At 68.9% G+C, this 19253-nt stretch carries 18 protein-coding genes; 6 read left to right on the top strand and 12 right to left on the bottom strand.

Going from position 1 to position 19253, the window contains the following annotated elements; all coding sequences use genetic code 11:
• The 6 genes from CXQ92_RS02385 to CXQ92_RS02360 all read right to left on the bottom strand — a co-directional run bounded on the left by CXQ92_RS02385 (window position 1) and on the right by CXQ92_RS02360 (window position 6846).
• Complete coding sequence (locus tag CXQ92_RS02385; protein WP_258069671.1) at window positions 1-741, bottom strand: M50 family metallopeptidase; 741 nt, start codon at window positions 739-741, stop codon at window positions 1-3.
• Window positions 742-752: 11 nt separating this feature from the next.
• Window positions 753-2033: a kynureninase gene (locus tag CXQ92_RS02380; protein ID WP_104164965.1), complete on the bottom strand. Its 1281-nt coding sequence runs from the start codon at window positions 2031-2033 to the stop codon at window positions 753-755.
• Window positions 2034-2143: 110 nt separating this feature from the next.
• Window positions 2144-3094 carry a serine protease gene (locus tag CXQ92_RS02375; protein ID WP_258069670.1) on the bottom strand — a complete coding sequence of 317 codons (951 nt, stop codon included), beginning with the start codon at window positions 3092-3094 and terminating at the stop codon, window positions 2144-2146.
• 154 nt (window positions 3095-3248) lie between these two features.
• Window positions 3249-4157, bottom strand: coding sequence for a MaoC/PaaZ C-terminal domain-containing protein (locus tag CXQ92_RS02370; protein ID WP_104164963.1), 909 nt, complete (start codon window positions 4155-4157; stop codon window positions 3249-3251).
• The gene (locus CXQ92_RS02365; RefSeq protein ID WP_104164961.1) at window positions 4154-5530 is read right to left on the bottom strand and encodes a 3-oxoacyl-ACP reductase; all 1377 of its coding nucleotides are present in this window, start codon (window positions 5528-5530) and stop codon (window positions 4154-4156) included. The genes CXQ92_RS02370 and CXQ92_RS02365 overlap by 4 nt, the downstream gene beginning before the upstream one ends.
• Before the next feature lie 2 nt (window positions 5531-5532).
• On the bottom strand, window positions 5533-6846 hold the full coding sequence (locus CXQ92_RS02360; protein WP_104164959.1) for an acetyl-CoA C-acetyltransferase: 1314 nt from the start codon (window positions 6844-6846) through the stop codon (window positions 5533-5535).
• Between the two features lie 64 nt (window positions 6847-6910).
• Here CXQ92_RS02360 and CXQ92_RS02355 point away from each other — a divergent pair, with 64 nt between their 5' ends.
• Window positions 6911-7702 carry a TetR/AcrR family transcriptional regulator gene (locus CXQ92_RS02355; RefSeq protein ID WP_104164957.1) on the top strand — a complete coding sequence of 264 codons (792 nt, stop codon included), beginning with the start codon at window positions 6911-6913 and terminating at the stop codon, window positions 7700-7702.
• On the top strand, window positions 7699-9828 hold the full coding sequence (locus CXQ92_RS02350; RefSeq protein ID WP_104164955.1) for an acyl-CoA dehydrogenase: 2130 nt from the start codon (window positions 7699-7701) through the stop codon (window positions 9826-9828). The genes CXQ92_RS02355 and CXQ92_RS02350 overlap by 4 nt, the downstream gene beginning before the upstream one ends.
• Before the next feature lie 113 nt (window positions 9829-9941).
• On the opposite strand, the gene CXQ92_RS02345 is transcribed toward CXQ92_RS02350, so the two are convergent.
• The 4 genes from CXQ92_RS02345 to CXQ92_RS02335 all read right to left on the bottom strand — a co-directional run bounded on the left by CXQ92_RS02345 (window position 9942) and on the right by CXQ92_RS02335 (window position 12695).
• A complete protein-coding gene (locus tag CXQ92_RS02345; RefSeq protein WP_104164953.1) occupies window positions 9942-10268 on the bottom strand; it encodes a hypothetical protein in 327 nt (108 codons plus the stop codon).
• Between the two features lie 468 nt (window positions 10269-10736).
• Window positions 10737-11480 carry a universal stress protein gene (locus CXQ92_RS02340; protein ID WP_181033525.1) on the bottom strand — a complete coding sequence of 248 codons (744 nt, stop codon included), beginning with the start codon at window positions 11478-11480 and terminating at the stop codon, window positions 10737-10739.
• 540 nt (window positions 11481-12020) lie between these two features.
• Window positions 12021-12158 carry a hypothetical protein gene (locus CXQ92_RS18030; RefSeq protein WP_181033524.1) on the bottom strand — a complete coding sequence of 46 codons (138 nt, stop codon included), beginning with the start codon at window positions 12156-12158 and terminating at the stop codon, window positions 12021-12023.
• 27 nt (window positions 12159-12185) lie between these two features.
• Window positions 12186-12695 (bottom strand): DUF6326 family protein, encoded by a 510-nt coding sequence (locus CXQ92_RS02335; protein ID WP_258069669.1) that lies wholly within the window; start codon window positions 12693-12695, stop codon window positions 12186-12188.
• Between the two features lie 159 nt (window positions 12696-12854).
• Between CXQ92_RS02335 and CXQ92_RS02330 the strand changes: the two genes are divergently transcribed.
• Together CXQ92_RS02330 and CXQ92_RS02325 are read left to right on the top strand one after the other, a co-directional pair.
• Entirely contained in the window at window positions 12855-14003 is a 1149-nt protein-coding gene (locus CXQ92_RS02330; protein ID WP_104164949.1) for a sensor histidine kinase, read from the top strand.
• The gene (locus tag CXQ92_RS02325; protein ID WP_104164947.1) at window positions 14000-14647 is read left to right on the top strand and encodes a response regulator transcription factor; all 648 of its coding nucleotides are present in this window, start codon (window positions 14000-14002) and stop codon (window positions 14645-14647) included. Before CXQ92_RS02330 ends, CXQ92_RS02325 begins: the two co-directional genes overlap by 4 nt.
• Here the strand turns inward: CXQ92_RS02325 and CXQ92_RS02320 are convergent.
• Window positions 14626-15477, bottom strand: a complete 852-nt coding sequence (locus CXQ92_RS02320) for an SDR family NAD(P)-dependent oxidoreductase (protein ID WP_258069668.1) — start codon at window positions 15475-15477, stop codon at window positions 14626-14628. The two genes, CXQ92_RS02325 and CXQ92_RS02320, sit on opposite strands and share 22 nt — an antisense overlap.
• Window positions 15478-15534: 57 nt before the next feature.
• Between CXQ92_RS02320 and CXQ92_RS02315 the strand changes: the two genes are divergently transcribed.
• Both CXQ92_RS02315 and CXQ92_RS02310 read left to right on the top strand, forming a co-directional pair.
• The gene (locus CXQ92_RS02315) at window positions 15535-16083 is read left to right on the top strand and encodes a TetR/AcrR family transcriptional regulator (protein WP_104164946.1); all 549 of its coding nucleotides are present in this window, start codon (window positions 15535-15537) and stop codon (window positions 16081-16083) included.
• 270 nt (window positions 16084-16353) lie between these two features.
• Window positions 16354-16773 carry a hypothetical protein gene (locus tag CXQ92_RS02310; protein WP_146067364.1) on the top strand — a complete coding sequence of 140 codons (420 nt, stop codon included), beginning with the start codon at window positions 16354-16356 and terminating at the stop codon, window positions 16771-16773.
• 156 nt (window positions 16774-16929) lie between these two features.
• Here the strand turns inward: CXQ92_RS02310 and CXQ92_RS02305 are convergent, their stop codons facing one another.
• Window positions 16930-18408, bottom strand: coding sequence for a glutamine synthetase beta-grasp domain-containing protein (locus CXQ92_RS02305; RefSeq protein ID WP_104164942.1), 1479 nt, complete (start codon window positions 18406-18408; stop codon window positions 16930-16932).
• Window positions 18409-19253: the final 845 nt, after the last annotated feature.

Here is a 19253-nt window from a genome sequence, read left to right as displayed (position 1 = left end):
TCAGGATGACGCCCCGGCGATCAGCGCGAGCGGCGTGAAGGACAGGGCCACGGCTGCGCCGATGACGAGCGCGAACATGCCGAGCCACACCGGCGACGGGATACGGATCGCCACGCGGAGCAGGTGGGCGTCCGAGGAGACGAGGTCCCGCCGTCGTCGGTGGACCCGCACCACCTTCACCCAGTCGCGGCACGCGCCGACCAGCAGCGCGACGCCGAGCACCAGGCAGGCGTAGCCGGCGGCCGCCGCTCCCCCGAACCAGACGAGGCCGAGCGACACGGCAGCGCTGCCGCCGAGAATGAGCACCCCCTGCCCGTTCCGGATCAGGGCCAGCGCCGCCACGAGGACCACCGCACTGATCGACAGGGCCGCCGGCGCCCAGCCGTGCGCGGCACCCCAGAGGAGCAGGGAGCCGACGACGGCGGGCACCGGGTAGCCCCAGAAGGTCGTGAAGGCCGCCCGCCAGCCCCGACGGCCGAGGCTCGTCGTGGTTCCCGAATGGTCGAGGCGGAGCGTGATCCCCGTGACGCGCTGCAGGGTCAGCAGGGCGGCGGTCGCGTGGCCCAGCTCATGGACCACCGTGACGAAGAGCCCGAAGACCCGCCACGAGCGACGGGGCACCGAGAGGGCCACGGCCACCAGCACGATCGCGACGAGTCCGACGGCGCCGATCGCGGGAGGAGCCACCCTGAGGAAGCCGTCGGTGATCCGCTCCCAGAGCTGCCCCGGCAGGGTCTCCACTGCCGTTCCCCCTACCCGGCCCCGCGTGCCGCCGGGTCCAGTCGCTCGGCGTCGGACCCCTGGGCCGCCTGCTCCAGGCGCGCGGCGATGGCCGCGACGGCGACGGCGACCTCGTGGAACGACGTCGACAGGGGCGAGAGGCCGAGCCGGATCCCGTTCGGATTGCGGTAGTCGGGGATGACGCCGTCCCGCCACAGCTCCGGCACCATCCCGGCGAAATCGGGGTGGTCGATGGTGATGTGGCCGCCGCGGGTCTGCGCGGCACGCGGCGAGGCGAGGAGAACGCCGTACGGGGCAAGCACGGCGTCGACGGCATCGACGGCGAAGGCGGTCAGGTCCTCCGACTTGGCCCGGACGGCCGGCATGCCGACGTCCTCGATCAGGGCGAGCATGTCGCGCATCGGGAGCATCCCGAGAATCGGGGGCGTGCCCGAGACCAGGCGCCGGACGCCGTCGGCGGGCTGGTAGGCGGAGCCCATGGCGAACGGGTCCGCGCTGCCCAGCCAGCCGAGGATCGGCTGGTCGAGGGTCGGCAGGTGCCGCTTCGCGACATACGCCCACGCCGGCGCTCCGGGCCCACCGTTGAGGTACTTGTAGCTGCAGCCCGCCGCGAAGTCGACATCCCAGGCATCGAGGTCCGCCGGAACGGACCCGACCGAGTGGCTGAGGTCCCACAGGACGAGGGCGCCGGCGTCGTGGGCGATCCTCGTGATGGCGGGCACGTCGGCGATGAACCCGGAGCGGTACGCGACGTGGCTGAGCAGCACGAGCGCCGTCCGGGGGCCGACGGCGGCGGCGACATCCGCGGGCGTCGCACCGCCGTCGTACGCGACGTCGATCCAGCGGAGGGTCAGGCCGCGCTCGCGGGCGATACCCTCGACGATGAACCGGTCCGTCGGGAAGTTGTCGCGGTCGATGACGATCTCCGTCCGCCCGGGGCGGGCGGCCACCGACGCCCGGGCGAGCTTGTAGAGGATCACGCTCGTCGAATCGGCCACGACGCACTGGCCCGCGGCCGCCCCGAGCGCCACGCGGCCCAGCTGGTCGCCGATCCGTTCCGCCAGCCCGAGCCACCCCTCGTCCCAGCCGCGGATCAGGCGACCGCCCCACTGGTCCCGGACGAACGACGCCAGGCCGTCCGCGGTCGCGGCGAGGGGACGCCCCAGGGAATTGCCGTCGAGGTACGAGAGCACGGTGTGGTCGTCGGTGCCGAGGAACAGCATCCGGTGCCTGCCGAGGGGGTCAGCGGCGTCGAGCTCCGCCGCGCGGGTGAAGAGGTCGAAGCCGGTCATGCGCCTAAGTCTAGGGGCGGCGGGGACGAGGGCGGCGGGGCGGGGCCGGACGAGGCACGGGCGGTCCCCCGTGAGGGAACCGCCCGTGCACTCCTGGCTGACCGGCTGGACTACCGGCTGGCCGCCGTGGAATAGGCGGACTGGATGGAGCTGCCGAAGTACGGGCCGTACATCACGTTGCTCTGGGTGCTGTAGCCGAAGCTGTTGACCGAGTTCTGGGTCCCGGTGGAGCCGGAGCCGATGAACCACGGGCCGCCGGAGGAACCACCGGTCATGTTGCAGGGGATGCCCTGGGACTGGGTGCCGCCGATGCGGTCCGCCGAGGCCTTCCCGTAGCAGCTGAGGAGGCGCTCGCCGCTGAACGGCGTGGCCGCGGGGTAGCCGTAGGCACTGTAGGTGAGGCCGCGCGCCATGTTGAAACCGATGCTCGATGCACCGACGGTGGCGGAGAGCGTCCTGCCGTTGAGCGTGTTCATGACGGCGAAGGCGGCGTCATAGCTGATGTCGTTGCGGGCCACCCACTCGCTGGTCGGGTGCAGTGACCGCGCGGTGAACTTGCCGTAGGGCGCGGCGCCGTTGTTGTAACCGGGGACGAAGACGAAGTTCGTGACCCACCCGGTCGAGAGATCGTGCGTACAGTGTCCTGCGGTGGCGACGACGCTCTGGTTCCCGCTCTGGACCGCGTTGCCGGAGCAGACGTAGTTCTGTCCGCCCTGGGTGAAGAACACCTTCCCGATGCGCGGGACCGGCGACTGCGCGGTGGCACGCGCCTCAACGAGGGGTTCCTTGGGTGCCTTCGCCACCGACTGCTGTCCTGCCTTCGGCATGACCGAGCGGCCCTCGGCGGCCCATCCGGAGTTGATCGTGTTGGCGGGTTTGGCGCTCTCCATCCTGTCCGCCGTCCAGTAGGCGTCAAGGGCGGCCTGGCCTTCGTTCTGCGTGTGGGACACGGTGGCGGCGTCGGTGGAGGGTGCTGCCTGGACGGGACCGGCTGTCATCAGCGCTGATGCCATCAGGGCCGAGGCTGCGATCAGCCCTGCTTTGAGACCTCGAGAGTTCACGGGACTCCTCTTTCCATACAGTGGGGCAGCCGTCGGGGGCTGGTAGTCGGAGTCTGCCCCGACGAGCGGGCGCCTGCCCAGTCGAACGACCGATTTTCCACGGATTGCCCCCGAAAATCACGGTGTGTCTGGACAGGGCCCGGCCGGCATGGAACTATTCCGCGCGCACCCAGCCTGTGAAGTGGGGGCGGCGGCGCTTCGCGGACCACCCGACCACGTCCGTCCGGCGCCCGGACTCGTCACCGGCCCGCGTGAACGACGTCGTCACGCTCCCGGGCAGGAGCACCGGCGTGGCGAAATCGATGCGCCACTGCAGGGCTCCGGACGGCGCGGGGACGGCCTGGTCCACCATGCGGGCGGCGAGGTACATGCCGTGCGCGATCGCCGTCGTCATCCCGAGCGCCTTCGCGGTCAGCCCGCTGAGGTGGATGGGATTCCAGTCGCCCGAGACCGCGGCGTACCGCCGGCCCGTGTCGGCGCCGAGCCGCCAGACACCCGTGGGCGTGGGCACGGCGAAGGACGGCCTGTCCTCGTCACGGCGCCCGTCCGAGCCTGCACTGTCGAGCCGGACACCGCGCGCCAGGTAGACCGACCGCCCGGTCCACACGAGCTCGGCTCCCATACGCAACTCGATGACGACGTCGACCTGCGTGCCGGCCGCGTGCGGGCGCAGGTGCTCCGCCCAGGCCACGACGTCCAACGTCTCGGCGGCGTCGATCGGGCGCTCCTGGTACACCTCGTTGCTGAGGTGCACCATGCCGAGCAGGGGTAGCGGGAAGTCGGGTCGCGCGAGCACGCTCATGGCCACGGGGAACGCGAGCGTGTGGACGTAGGCGGACGGCACAGCGTCCCGCGCTGCGGACCCGAGCAGCTGCTGGAACCGGGTGAGCGCACCGAGGTCCACCCGGACGCCGTCCGCGCGGTGCTGCACGGCGGGGACGGCGGGCGCGACGGCCGCCCGGAGCATCCTCCGCCGAGCGGCCAGCCCGAGGGCCTGGCGGTAGAGCCCGGGCAGGGCCGGCACACCGGGCAGCATCACCTCCTCGCGGGGTGTCCCGCTCATGCGCCCACGAGGTTCTGCCCGCACACCCGGAGAACCTGCCCGTTGATGCCCGCCGCGGCGTCGGAGGCCAGGAAGGCGATCGCCTCGGCCACGTCCACGGGAAGGCCGCCCTGCTGCAGGCTGCTCAGCCGGCGGGCCACCTGGCGGGTGAGGGGCGGGATCTTCGCCGTCATGTCCGTCTCGATGAAGCCGGGGGCGACGGCGTTGACGGTCCGGCCGGCGCCGTCGAAGGAGGCGGCCTGCGCCCGGACCATGCCGATCACGCCGGCCTTCGACGCCGCGTAGTTGCTCTGCCCGCGGTTGCCGGCGATCCCGCTCGTCGAGGCGAGGCTGATGATCCGCCCTGTCGTGGAGAAGACCGATGAAGCGATGAACTGCTCGTTCATGCGCAGCTGGGAGGCGATGTTGACGGCGATGACCGAGTCCCACCGGGAGGCATCCATGTTGGCCAGCAGCTTGTCCCTCGTGATGCCGGCGTTGTGCACCACGACGTCGAGGGTGCCGTAGCGCCCCCCGACGTGCTCGAGGATCCGTGCCGCCGCGTCGGGGTCGGTGATGTCGAGTTGCAGGGCCGTCCCGCCCACCCGGTTCGCGACCTGCGCGAGCTGCTCGCCCGCCGCCGGGACGTCGACCGCGACCACGCGGGCTCCGTCCCGGGCGAGGATCTCGGCGATCTTCGCGCCGATGCCGCGGGCCGCTCCCGTGACCACGGCGGTCTTGCCCGCCAGCGGTCGGTCGGGCACGCCCTCCCCCACCGCCGTCGTGGCGGCCGCGAGTCCGGCGAGGCTCTCGGCCGGCGTCCCCGATACCTCGAGGAACTGGCCGTCGACGTAAGCACTCCTGCCGGACAGGAAGAACCGGAGGGCGCCGAGCGTGGTGGCATCCGTCGTCGTCGCGTCCCCGCGCAGGATGATGCCGTTGGCCGTGGCTCCACCGCGCAGTTCGTGGGCGACGGACCGGATGGCGCCGTCGATGCCCTGCCGTGCCGCCGCCACTGCGGGGTCCGTGGTGTCCGCGGAGGAGCGGAAGACCGCCACCACGCGACCGCCCGGCACCAGCACCTTGAGCGCCTGCCCGAGCTCGAGCAGGGGTGCCGCGAGATCCGCGGGCGAGGCCGCCCGGTCCAGCACGACGACGGCGGCGCTGAGCTTCTCGCCCGGCAGGACGTGGCGCCGTACTTCGACGTCCCAGCTCAGCAGGACGTCGGCGAGCGCCTCGGCCCCGGCACCCGATCCGGTGACGAGCACCGGCTTCGACGCGATGGACTCCCCGGGGGTGTAGCGGCGCAGGACGGAGGGACGCGGCAGGCCGAGGGCCTTGGCGATCTTGCCGGGCAGGGGGCTGTTCACGAGGTTCAGGTAGTTGTCGGTCATGCCTACCTCGCCTCGAGGATCGCGACGACGCCTTGGCCGCCGGCGGCGCAGACGGAGATGAGGCCGCGGCCGCCCTTCTCGGAGAGGGTCTTGGCGAGCGAGGCGACGATGCGCCCGCCCGTGGCCGCGAACGGGTGGCCTGCGGCGAGGGAGGACCCATTGACGTTGACCTTCGAGCGGTCGATGCTGCCGAGGGCGCCGTCGAGACCGAGGACGCGCTTGCAGTAGTCCGGGTCCTCCCATGCCGCGAGGGAACTGAGGACCGTCCCGGCGAAGGCCTCGTGGATCTCGAAGAAATCGAAGTCGTCGAAGGTGAATCCGTTGCGCTGCAACAGACGGGGCATCGCGTGCACGGGGGCCATCAGCAGGCCCTCCTCGCCGGTGACGAAGTCCACTGCCGCCGCCTCTGCGTCGACGATGGTCGCGAGCATCGGGAGGTTGTTGGCCCGCGCGTAGTCCTCGCTGCCGAGCAGGACGACGGCGGCGCCGTCCGTGAGCGGGGTGGAATTGCCGGCGGTCATGGTGGCCGGAGTGTCGAGGCCCTTGCCGAAGACGGGCTTCAGGGTGGCCAGCTTCTCCAGCGAGGTGTCCGCCCGGAGGTTGGCGTCCTTCGTCAGGCCCCGGTACGGCGTCATGAGGTCGGAGAAGAACCCGCGGTCGTAGGCGGCGGCGAGGTTGTGGTGGCTGCGGTACGCGAGTTCGTCCTGCGCTTCGCGCGTGATCTCCCAGGCCGCGGTGGTCAGGGCCTGGTGCTCCCCCATGGACAGGCCCGTCCGGGGCTCACCCGTGGTCGGTGCGTTGGGCGAGAGGTCCTTCGGACGGAGCGTGGCGAGTACCTTGATCTTCTGCTGCGTCGTCTTGGCGCGGGAGAGGTCGAGCAGCACGCGGCGGAGACCCTCGCTGACGGCGATCGGGGCGTCGGAGGCGGAGTCGACGCCGCCGGCGATGCCGGAGTCGATCTGGCCGAGCCTGATCTTGTTCGAGAGGCCGACGACCGTCTCGAGGCCCGTGGCACAGGCCTGCTGCAGGTCGTAGGCGGGCGTCTCCGGGGACAACGCCGAACCGAGGACGGCCTCCCGCGTGAGGTTGAAGTCCCGCGAGTGCTTGAGGACGGCACCGGCCGCGACCTCCCCGATGCGCTCGCCCTGCAGGCCGAAACGCGCCACGAGGCCGTCCAGCGCGGCGATGAGCATGTCCTTGTTGGACGAGTAGGCGTAGGCGCCGCCGGAACGGGCGAAGGGGATGCGGTTGCCGCCGATGACGACTGCCGTGCGCGGTGGGAGGGCGGCGGTCTGCGCCCCGGCCTGATCTGCCATGGGAGTGCTCCTGGTGCGAGAAGGTGGATTACCGATACCTAGCGTACCTGATACGCTGGGTATCATGAAGCTAGCCCATGCCCTCAAGGGTGCCTCCGCGAAGAATGCCGGCCGCGCGGCCCCCGTCCAGGACGGCCGGTCGAGTCGATGGGAAGGGCACCGGGCCGAGCGGCGGCGGCAGCTGATCAAGGCCGCGAGGCGGGCCGTCGACGCGCTCGGTCCCGGGGCTTCCATGGAGGACATCGCCGCAGCGGCCGAGACCTCGAAGTCCGTGTACTACCGCTATTTCGGGGACAAGACCGGATTGCAGCGGGCCATGGCGGAAGTGGTCATCGGCCAGATGCAGCAGAAGGTGCTCGACGCTGCGAAGGCCGCACCCACCCCTCGGGAGGGCCTCTATGCCATGGTGCTCGCCTACCTGCAGATGGCCCGGACCTCACCCAGCGTCTATGCGTTCGTCACGCGCGTCGGTGTCGCCGAACCGTCGGCGACGTCCACCGCAGCTTCCTCGACCGCCTCCACGGCGATCGACGGCCAGGACACCCTCGCGCACTTCCTCGCCGCGGTCACCGACATGATCGCGCGTCCCATGCGTGGCTACCTGCTCTCCCCGGACCGACCCTCGGCTCCCGACGATGCCGCACCGGAGTACTGGCCCGCCGCCGCGATCGGCATGGTCCGGGCCGCCGGTGAGCACTGGCTCTCCTCCCCCGACACCCCCGACAAACCGACCGAGGAGCAGATGGCCCGGCACATCACCGGCTGGCTCTTCGACGGCATCAGCCGGTACGAGGCACTCGTGCCACCGGCGGCCCCCCATTCCCCAACCCGCCAACGCGCGAAGGACACGCCATGACCCAGACCATCACCCGGCCGCAGCAGATCCCCGCCTCGGCTGACATCAAGGACGACGAGCAGGCCACCGTGGACACCGCCGAGCTCGGGGAGCTGCTCCTCGGCCGGTGGGCACACATCCGCCGCACCGCACGGGACCTCGCAGGCCGCCCCGAGGTCCAGAAGATCGAGGGCCTCACCCACACCGATCACCGGCTGCGCTGCTTCGACCAGCTCCACTACCTCGTGGAGCAGCAGGCCGTCCACCGCGCGTTCCCCAAGGCCCTGGGCGGCAACGACGACCACGGTGGAAACGTCGCGGGCTTCGAGGAGCTCGTCGTCGCGGATCCGTCGCTGCAGATCAAGGCGGGCGTGCAGTGGGGTCTCTTCGGCTCAGCCGTCATGCACCTCGGTACCGAGAAGCACCACGAGGCATGGCTCCCGGGCATCATGGACATGCGGATCCCCGGTTGCTTCGCCATGACCGAGACGGGCCACGGCAGCGACGTCGCGAGCATCGCCACCACCGCCACCTTCGATCCCTCCACGGACGAGTTCGTCATCGACACGCCCTTCCGTGCAGCCTGGAAGGACTACATCGGCAACGGCGCCATCGACGGCCGGGCGGCCGTCGTGTTCGCCCAGCTCGTCACCAACGGCGTCAGCCACGGCGTGCACGGTTTCTATGTGGAGCTGCGCAACGAGGACGGGTCCTTCAAGCCCGGCGTGGGCGGAGAGGATGACGGCATCAAGGGTGGCCTCAACGGCATCGACAACGGCCGCCTGCACTTCACCGGCGTCCGGATCCCCCGGACCAACCTGCTGAACCGGTACGGCGACGTCGCCGAGGACGGCACGTACACCTCGCCCATCGCATCTCCGGGACGCCGCTTCTTCACGATGCTCGGGACCCTGGTCCAGGGCCGCGTCTCGCTCGACGGCGCGGCGGTCGCGGCGAGCAAGCTCGCCCTCACCGCCGCGATCACCTATTCGACCCAGCGCCGCCAGTTCAACGCGTCCTCGAACCTCAAGGAAGAGGTGCTGATGGATTACCAGCGGCACCAGCGCAGGCTCCTGCCTCGCCTTGCCGCGACCTACGCCGCATCCTTCGCGCACGAGGAGCTCCTCGAGAAGTTCGACGGCGTCTTCTCCGGTGAGCTCGACACCGACGAGGACCGCCAGGACCTCGAGACCCTCGCCGCCGCGTTCAAGCCCCTGAGCACCTGGCTGGCACTCGACACCCTGCAGGAGTGCCGCGAGGCGACCGGCGGGCAGGGCTTCCTGGCAGAGAACCGGTTCACTTCGCTGCGCGCGGACCTCGATGTGTACGTGACCTTCGAGGGAGACAACAACGTCCTGCTGCAGCTCGTGGCCAAGCGACTCCTGACGGACTACGCCAAGGAGTTCACGGGCGTGGACTTCGGTGTCCTGGCCCGCTATGCGGTGTCGCAGGCCGCCGGCAGGACGCTGCACCGCTCGGGCCTGCGCCGCGTCGCCCAGACCCTCGCGGATACGGGCTCAGGCAAGAAGTCGGCCATCGCCCTGCGTGACGAGGACACCCAGCGCGAGCTGCTGACCGATCGCGTGCAGTCCCGCGTCGTCGATCTCGCCGCCGCCCTGCGCGCCGCGAAGGGGATGTCGCAGGAGAAGGCCGCCGCGCTCTTCAACGAGCACCAGAACGAGCTCATCGAGGTGGCTCACGCCCACGCGGAACTGCTGCAGTGGGAGGCATTCACACGCGGCCTCCACAGGATCACCGACCCGGGCACGCGACAGGTCCTCACGCGCCTGCGCGACCTGTTCGGCCTGTGCCTGATCGAGAAGGACCTGGCATGGTTCCTCATGAACGGGCGACTCTCCGCGCAGCGTGCCCGCACCCTCGACGGCTACATCAACCGCCTGCTGGTGAAGATCCGTCCGCACGCCCTCGACCTCGTGCAGGCGTTCGGCTACGGCCAGGAGCACCTGCGCTCGGCGATCGCCGGCGGCGCGGAGCAGGAACGCCAGGAGGAGGCCGCCGAGTACATGCGGCGTCGGCGGGCCAGCGGCGACGCGCCGATCGATGAGAAGACGTTGCTGGCCCGTGAGGCCCGGGAGAAGAAGGCGAAGAAGGCCCGGAAGACAGCGTCGACGCCTGCCGCGGGTTGACGGTACGGCGGCCCGAGGTCACGAGCGGTCGGGCCGGATGACCCACGAGGACCTCCCGGTGAGGTGGAGCTTCCAGGCTCCGCCCTCACCGGGAGGTCCTCAGCATCCATGGATCAGCCTGACCTGACACGGGAGACGGTGCCGTCCGCGTCCAGCACGCAGGCGAGTGCCCTGCTCCTGGAAACGATCACGACGGCGACAAAGGCAACGGAACCGAGGAGCCCCAACAACATCGCCGGGCCGCCGACCCTGGCGACGGACCCGGCGTGAAGGCAGATCCCCGCGATGAGCAGTGCCATCAGACAAAGGGACACCGCCATTGCATCGACCCACTGCTTCGAGCGACCAGGCGGACTCCCCTTCTTCCGGGCGGTAAGTAAATGCCACGCCGCCAGCAGAGCCGCCTCCAGGCCACCGAATGCCACGGCGACCGCTGTCATAAGGCCAGAACTCCGATGACACTGCGAATCAGCGCAACCTGGTGACCGGTCATCGTGCAATCATCGTTCTTCTCGAATGCGATGTCCTGTCACCGGAGAGCCGGGACCGCGTCGGAGGGAATGATCCCCGGTGCGGTGGAATCCCGGTGGTCCACGATGACCGTGGCACGTTCCCGAGGTCGTACGGCCTCGAAATAGAGGCGCTGACCACCGATACAGCGGCGCATCGAACGATGCTCGGGGTCGCGATTGCTCCCTGGTCGCACAGGGCCGCGTAGTCGTAGGTGTCCGCCCAGAAACCCTCCGGCGAAGGACGACCTTCCGCGTACCTGATGGGCGAAGGATTCAGGAAGTGATCGGCGTGGACAACAAGGGCGGGCCGATCACGGATCGCGGCAGCGAGGTTCGCAGCATCCTGCACGTGCCGCACGATACGAACGCTGGTACCGGACCGTCGCTGCTCGGGAGTCAGGGGCTCTCGGTGGCGGGTACGACGAGCGTCGGGCACGGCGGACACAGGAGTAAGGTGCGCGTCACCGAGCCCGGCTTCCTCCCGGCCCTGGCGCCCTCGCCATGGCAGCCGACCACCAGCAACACGGCGTCCCGGCTGTGCCGCATCAGGGCATGAACAGGGCTGCGCAGCACGTCCACGATCCAGCTCACGGCAAGGTGAGGAAAGTCGGTCTGCACTTTCGAAAGAGATGCGGAAGCGCCGTCCATCAGTGTCCTGGACTCCGCCGATCCCGACTTCAGCGCCATGATGACCCGCAGGGCCGCACCAAGCCGGTCGGCTTCGGCCGCCGCGTACATCAGTGCCACGGAGGACTGCGCCGATCCATCGACCCCGACCACCACATGACCCGTGACGGTCCTCTGATGGGTGCCGACCCCCCGCGGGCTGGCCGGCACCACCAGGACAGGAGCAAGAGACCCTGACACGACCCCCAGCACCACCGGATCCTGAACCCCACCAGGGCCGAGAGCAACCCGGTCCGCGCCGACCACCAGCAGCGACGCACTCGCGGACAACCCGACCAGCACCTGGACGAAGCTGCCACGGTAGAGGCCGACGTCTACCTGCAGTGCCGGAAATCCGGACGACAGGCGAGACGCTTCACGTCGCAGCAGCGAGCTACCCGCGCGGACAGCATCAGCGTCGCAGGTTCCACGAGGCAGTGAATCGGCGGCGGCAACACTGTGGATCAGGGTCACCGGAACACCCGACTCCCGTGCCCGGCACGCAGCCCACTGAAGACACCAATAGCCGAACAACGGGGCGCGCACCGCGACCAGGACTCCTGGCAGGTCAATCGGGGGCGCCAGGACTCGATCAGAGGCACGCGAAGCTGTCAGCACGGGAACCCACCGAATTCGCCCTGGACGACAACCGGTACCCCTGCGTGTCCACCGCGGGCGCGACGCCAAGGCGGCGTCACCGAGTTCCGCCCCCGGAGAGGCACCCGGACCGGGACCCGGACCTGTCCGAGGTCGCGCAGGAATGCGACGCACAGGGGTCCGGAACTCGTCGGAGCGCTACCTGCTCGCTGCCGGCTGGTGTTGCCGTGTTGAGCCTTCATTTGTGGTGTCCTGCTCGTTGACGTGTCCACGAAAGGAACTCACCCACATCACTGTGCTCTTGGGTCCCTCTGCGGCTTGGACGTTCATCACTGCCTTGCCAGATGCAGGTCACCCATTGATTGTTGCCGGGAAGAACCAACCTCGTCAGGGCCTTTAGTCCCTGATCCGGGATCATCACCCCTGAAGGGCGACGCGTGGCCGCCGATGTTTCGGGGTGGTGGCGGCGATGCCCAGGTGTCGGCTCAGGCCGAGGGAGAACCCGCCGACGCGCTCGGTCACGGCCCCGGCCAGGCCGGTCCAGTCCGTGATCAAGCGCGTCGTCGTGGACTGCTCTTGGGGTCACGCTTGCTGCTGGGCGCGAACGGCTTCACGGTCCGGGCTGGTCGGCATGGTCGGCATGGTCGCTGACGGTGCGGTGTGGGGCCAGGTCCAGGCGGAGCGCAGGATGAAGGCCAGGATCAGCACCTCGATTCCGATGGAAAGGCCGTAGAAGGAGGCCCATTCCCAGGACTCACCTACCGCGTTGAACACCATGACGGGGATGTAGAGCGATGCCACGACGAGGTTCGTGGCGCGGTTCACCCCGGTGGGCAGCGTCATGGAGAGCAGGATCATCAGGGCCGAGATGCCTATGACCGCGACGAAAATGGTCAACAACGTCGGGGTGATGTCGAACTCGAAAATCTCGCCACCCCGGATCTGGTCGATGGCGCCGGGCTTGTAGAGGTGGAAGTAGTCGACGTAGATAACGAAGAACATCAAGCTGGTCCAGGCGGCAGCGAGCTTGGCCTGCACCGGGATCCGCTGGTTCTCCAGTGCGGTGATGGTGGGTTGACGTGTTCTCATCATGGGCTCCGTTGTTGTAGTGGGGATCGGCAGTTCCACGATCGCTGAGCCCGGCGGCCCGCACATCGTCCCGGAGGCCGGAGTTCGCCCGGCCGATGGCATGGTCTCTCCCTCGTGCTTTCGGCTGATCCGCCGCTGCCGCGCTGGCCCTACGCTGGACAGATGGTGACGAAGGTACTGCGCTCGTTGTGGTCGGAGCCTCGACCTGCGGACCCCCCGCGGCGGGTGTGGCGGGACGGGGCGCTCGTCGCGGTGCTCCTGGCGTGGTCCGTGGTGGAGGTGGTGCTCCGCGAGGACCTGACGTCGCGCCCGCTGGTGCTCGCCGTCGTATTCGTGGTCCTTGCTCCCCTGTGGTGGCGGCGCACTCACCCCCTGGCGGCGGTCGCGATCTCCTTCGGCACTCTGACGGCTGTCGACGTCGCGAGGATCCTCGCGGGCGAGGAGGCTCCTCTGCTGATGAGCATCTCGGGCGTGCTCGTCCTGACCTACGCGCTGTTCCGGTGGGGAGCCGGCCGTGAGGCCGCCATCGGCCTGGGAGTCATCCTGGTCTGGCTGGTCATCACCCACGTCGCCGACCTGACCAGCCCGGCAGATACGGTGGCTGCATACGCCTTCTTCCTGTTCGCCGCAGCGCTGGGCGCTGCAATCCGCTACCACGCGTACACGCGCACTCGCGACATCGACGAGGCCAAAGCCCGGGAGCGCGAGCAGCTGGCACGTGACCTCCACGACACGGTCGCCCACCACGTCTCCGGCATCGCCATCCAGGCCCAGGCCGGACGTGCCGTCGCAACGTCGCACCCCGAGCGTGCCACTGAGGTCCTTGCCGTCATCGAGGACGCCGCCTCGCGAACGCTGACCGAGTTGCGCACCATGGTCGGTGTCCTGCGCGCCTCCGAGGGGGCGGACTTCGCGCCACGCCGTGGCGTGGCCGACCTCGGGCGTCTCGCCGGTCGAGCCGAGGGAGGGCCACAGGTCCACGTGGAGCTGTCCGGTGAACTCGACGATCTCAGCCCCGCGGTCGGGGCCGCGCTCTACCGCCTGACCCAGGAGTCGGTCACGAACGCGCGAAGGCACGCCCGCTACGCGACGCGGGTTGCCGTGCGTGTCGTGGGTGACGCCGAGCGGGTGCAATTGACGGTCGATGACGATGGTGCCATCAGTGCAGCCGGCGGCAGCGCGTCGGGTTACGGCCTGGTCGGTATGCGGGAACGCGCCACGCTGCTGGGTGGCACGTTCCACGCCGGCCCGAGCGCGGGCGGTGGCTGGCGGGTCGAGGCGATGCTGCCCCGAGCGGGCGCTCCCCGATGACCATCCGGGTGCTTGTCGCCGACGACCAGGACATTGTGCGCACCGGCCTGACGATGCTGCTGAACGCCCAGCCCGACATCGAGGTCGTGGGCACCGCCACCGATGGGCGACAGGCGGTGGGCCTGGCGCGTCAGTTGCACCCGGACGTGTGCCTGTTCGACATCCGCATGCCGTTGATGGACGGTATCGAAGCCACCCGCCAGCTCGCCGGACCCGAGGTCGCCGACCCCCTGCCGATCATCGTGATCACCACTTTCGACCTCGACGAGTACGTCCATGGGGCGTTGAAGGCCGGTGCCCGGGGCTTCCTGCTCAAGGACGCCGGACCTGCGCTGCTGACCCAGGCGATCCACGCTGCAGCCGATGGTGATGCCCTGATCGCTCCCAGCGTCACCGTCCGCCTCCTTGCGGCGTTTGCCAGATCGCAGAAGGGACCATCCGCGCAGCCGATGGAACCGCTCACGTCCCGTGAGGAGCAAGTGCTCCTCACCGTGGCGCAGGGCCGAACCAACAGTGAGATCGCCGCCGATCTCCACATCAGTCCCAGCACCGTCAAGACCCATCTGGCCAGCCTGATGCGCAAGCTCGGCGCGCGTAATCGGGTCGAGCTCGCCATGTGGGCTCACGAGACCGGCCGCACCTGAGCTCCCCGCTCGATCGGTTCCCAGCGCGGGTCGAGCGCGTAGTCCTGTCGGCGCCTTTCCAACGCTGCCTGCACCTGGCCGGGCGCGTCGTCACCGGCAAGGAGTCGGAGCCTACCGGCGTCGTTATCGGCAACGTGGGCGAGGACCGCTGCGGCGATGTCGGCAGGTGCTGTCCCTCCGGCGGTACCGTCGACCGGCCACGGGACCTCGGGTGTCCCGAAGAGAGTCCTGCGGAGGTCGTCGTAGGGGCGCATCGGTTCCGCGAACCGCATGCTGCTGCCGGCCCAATCGGTGTCGATCGAGCCGGGCTGGACGATGGTCACCCGGACCCCGAAGGCGGCGACCTCGGCGGCCATCGCCTCGGTCCATCCCTCGAGGCCCCACTTCGCCGCGTTGTAAAGACCGAGAGTAGGCATCGTCCCCACGGCGCCGACCGTCGAGATCTGGACGATATGGCCTACCCCCTGCTTCCGCATCACGGGAAGCGCAGCCTGGCAGAGCCACAGGGGCCCGAGAAGATCCGTGTCGAGGAGCTCCCGGACCTCCTCTTCGGACGCTTCCTCGATCGCTCCGACAAGACCGTAGCCGGCGTTGTTCACCAGAACGTCCAGGCGCCCGGATTCCGCGACAGCGACGTCGACGGAGGCCGCCGCGGCGGAGCGGTCGCGGACGTCGAGCCGGTTGACGCGCAGCCGGTCGTGCGCGGGCAGGGAGTGCTCGCCTCTGACGGTGGCAATCACCGTATGTCCTTCTTCCAACGCGGCAAGCGTCATGGCGCGCCCGAGCCCGCGTCCGGCTCCCGTGATCATCCAGGTCTGCGAGGTTGTCATGGTCGCAGGATACCCAAAACGAGACGATCCGTCTCGTTCTTGAGCTAGGGTGGGTCGATGGCCAGTAGAAGAACGCGTGCTCGCGTCCACGAAGCGGTGCTCTCTCTCGCTTCGCATGAAGGCTTCGCCAGGCTCACGATGGAAGGTGTGGCTTCACGGGCTGGCGTGGGCAAGCAGACGCTCTACCGCAGCTGGCCGTCGACAGGGGCGATCCTGTTCGACGCCCTCCTGGCGCGCAGCCAGAGCCCCGACGGCATCCTCGTTGTGCCGGACAGCGGCGATCTGGAGAACGACCTCATCCGGCTGGTACAGGAGACGATTGCCGAGCTTTCCGATCCGGTGGCGGAGCCGCTGCTACGTGCAGTCACGGCCGCGATCCAGACCGACATGACTCTGGCGACCCAATACCGCGAGATACTGCTCGAACCCCAGATGCAGGCAGTCGCCGAACGTCTCCGGCACAGTGGGGTCAAGAGAGCCGATGAGTCAGCGGAACTCCTTCTCGGACCTCTCCTTCACCGCTGGCTGTTACGCAGCGGGGCCCTCGACCACTCCTGGGCAGAAGATCATGTCGACCGAGTGCTGCGCGCCTTCAGTACGAGCTGACCCTGGCGCCGAGGTGTGCTCGGCGTAGCAGGTATGGCGAGCAGTGTACCCACGGAGCGGATCAGCGCCCGCTCACCTGGTACAGCTGGGTGTCGCGTCATGGGAGCCCGTGGATGGAGACGCAGATCTTCGAGTATGCGTCAGGTCCTGCAGGGGCGAATCTCTGACTCCGAGATCAGGTGCGGGACAGTTTCGGGGTGATCAACAGTAGGATGGGACGCTCATGATGCGTTGACTGACCGCGTTACTGATCCGACCAGGAGAATCGTCGTGCCGACGCTGCGTGCTACCCGATCCAGGGTGGCCCGCGCCCTGTCCACGACCGCCGTGCTGCTGGTCCTCACGAGCTGCTCGTTCGCCGATCCACCACCCGATGCCCGGCAACCCGCTGCAGAATCACCGATGAGTTCGGCACCCTCCGGCGAGCCGGCCACCGACGCGGCCGTCGACACCGTCGACGATGCATGTGCTCGCATCGTCGACATGGTGCGCACAGCACCTGAACAGCTAGGCACAGACCCGCTGGGACTGCTGCTCGAGATCGATGAGATCGCCCGAACAGCCCCGCCGGAGCTTTCCAGCCAGATCACTGAGCTCCGTGATGCCGTAGAGAACTTCCGGCAGGGCGACGAATCACTGATCAGTGTGGTGCGCAAAGCCCGGCAGCTGCAGGAGCGCTGCTCGGCCTGACGTGCAAGCAGTTCGTTGCGCGGCGATGCACGGTAGCCGGTTTGGCCGCTCCACCGGGGGTCGAAACGGCCGTGCAGCAAGACCGCGGATCCGTCGATGCAGGGCACCGACCCGTCGCCCGAGCCTCAGGGCGGGCCTCTAGGAAACCAGGCGAGCTCAGCCGACGTGCCAGTAACGACGAATGAGCTCCTCCCGAGCAGCCTCGTCCTTCGCAAGCTCCCCGTCCGGTGTGTCGTCGTCGGCGTCGCGTAGGCCCACGAGCAAGGCGTCGATGAGCGCCTCGGGGAAGACGCCGTCGGCCTCGAACATCTCGCGCTCGGCCTCGAGCACGTCGGCCGACTCCGCGCACGAGGTCGGCAGTTGCTCGAAGTCGTCGTGGTTGGCGGTGCTGAGCCGCTCGGCCAGCTCCAGGCTCCCGGGATCACCCAGCCCGCGCTTCGCCGCGACGGCCATGCCGGCCAGCAGCAGATGCACGTCGGCGGAGCCGTCGCCGAGCCGGAGCTCGACGGTCTGGGGGTGCGTGGCGGGTTCGGGGACGGGCTCGGTGCTGCCAGGATTGGCGTGGGCGACCATCCCGGCCAGCACATCCCCGCCCCAGGCGAGCGGGACCCGGACCAGACCGGAGCGGTCTCTCTCACCCCAGCAGATACCCTCGGGCGACTCGCCACCGTCGGTGAATCGCAGGTAGGACGTGGGGACCGTGTTACCGAATGCGGTCAGTGCTCTGGCTGCCGAGAGGTAGCCGGCGATCAGGCGACGCCCCGTGTCGTTGATCCCCTTCCTGCCGACGATGGCGCTGGCGCCGTCGTGCACCAGCCGACTGTGGATGTGCAGGCCGTTCCCTGCACCCTCGCCGCTCACCGACGGGGCAAAGGTCACCTCGAGACCGTGAGCATGGGCGACCTCGCGCACCACCCACTTCGCCAGGACGAGGTTGTCGGCTGCCTGCTCCAAGGGCACGGGTTGGAGCTCGATCTCGTGCTGGACCAGCTGCCTATCGTCCTCGAGGATGTTGCCGACTTCGCCGTGGGCGTACTTCAACGGGACCCCCATGGCGCAGAGGTGACCCAGCACCTTCTCTCGGATTTCCTCTCCTTTGGAGAAAGGTCCCGATTCCTGATAGCCGCGCTCCTCCTCGACGGGGTAGATGCGCTCGGGCTCGTCCACGAGGTAGTACTCCAACTCGCCGAAGGCTTCGAGCGTCATGCCGGTCTCCTGCGTCAGCACCTCGGCAGCACGACGCACAACCTGCTCGCGCGCGTAGGGCAGCGGCTTCCCGAACTCGTCATAGAAGGAGCACAACACGTCGAGCGAGGACCGCTCTCCAAAGGGATTGACGAAGGCGGTGCGGTGACGCGGAACGATGTAGACGTCACTGCTACCGGTATCGGTACCGGCAAAGACACTCGAGCCGTCCACACGCTCACCCCGCGTCAGCACCTCGATGAGGTGCTCGCGCGAATTGATGGGGAAGGCCAGAGTCTTCAGGCGCCCGTCGCCGCCGACGTAGCGCAGGTTCACCTGGTGCAGCCCCAACTGTTCGATCGCCCGCACGAGGTCGCCGCCGGTGAAGTCGACCGAGGGCTTGCCGAGCAGGCGGACGATGGGGTGAGGTTCGAACGCGTCGATGGTCATACTCCTTACTACCAGCGCCACGGTGCGTTCCACCAGCGCCAAGAGAAGCGCTACCGTGACCGGTCGGACCTGCGAGAAGCGCCGGCCGCTTGTCGAGCCGGTGACACCCCGTGTCCTCCTGGCATGGCCGGCCGCCCGTGATCGAAGCGTGGTCTTCAGCTTCGAGGTTCCTGGCACGCTCGACCTTCGCATGGTCGCCGGTGATTTCTCGCCGGCAGGAGGGGTCGAGGGTAGGAACAGGGGCAGGAGTCGGATTGATGCACCAGACGATCCCGACTCCTGCCCGAGAGGCTCAAGCATTGGCCGGCTTCTTGACCAACTAGTAAGCCTGCTGACTAGTTGATCACGGATAGGGAGGGAAAGGTCAAGGGGAAGGCGAAATTACTCGTTCCCACTGTGGGGAATCGGGCTTCTACTCGACCTGCTTCCGCAACGAATCATGCGAGTCAGTCCTGGATGCGACGGCGCCCAGGTCGGAGATGTCGACCGGGGCTCTGACGTCGGATCGCCGGGTCGCGCGCAGGATGCACCGGTCTCGCAGATTCACCCCGGCGGGTCCTCGCACCGCCATTCCCCTGGGCGTATCGTCGTCACACGCCGCTGATCGAGGGGCGGCTCCCATCATCGAGAAGAGCGCCATCATGGCGAACAGCACCTACCCCGTCAGGGGAATGACCTCCAGCCCCTGGTTCATCACCACCGGACACCAAGATGCCGGGTGTGTCGGGTGCGTGAGCGAGTTCATCGAAGAAGGTGGCTACGCCGCCTCGCCTCGGTGTCATCGGGGATCGGCAGTGCCGGCTTTGGGCCGGTCCTCGGGAACCTCGTCCCCGGCGGGTGTCGAT

The organism is Arthrobacter sp. SX1312, assembly GCF_002929295.1.
In the GTDB taxonomy this organism is placed as follows: Bacteria; Actinomycetota; Actinomycetes; order Actinomycetales; family Micrococcaceae; genus Arthrobacter_D.
This window is presented reverse-complemented; position numbering and strand designations above follow the sequence as displayed.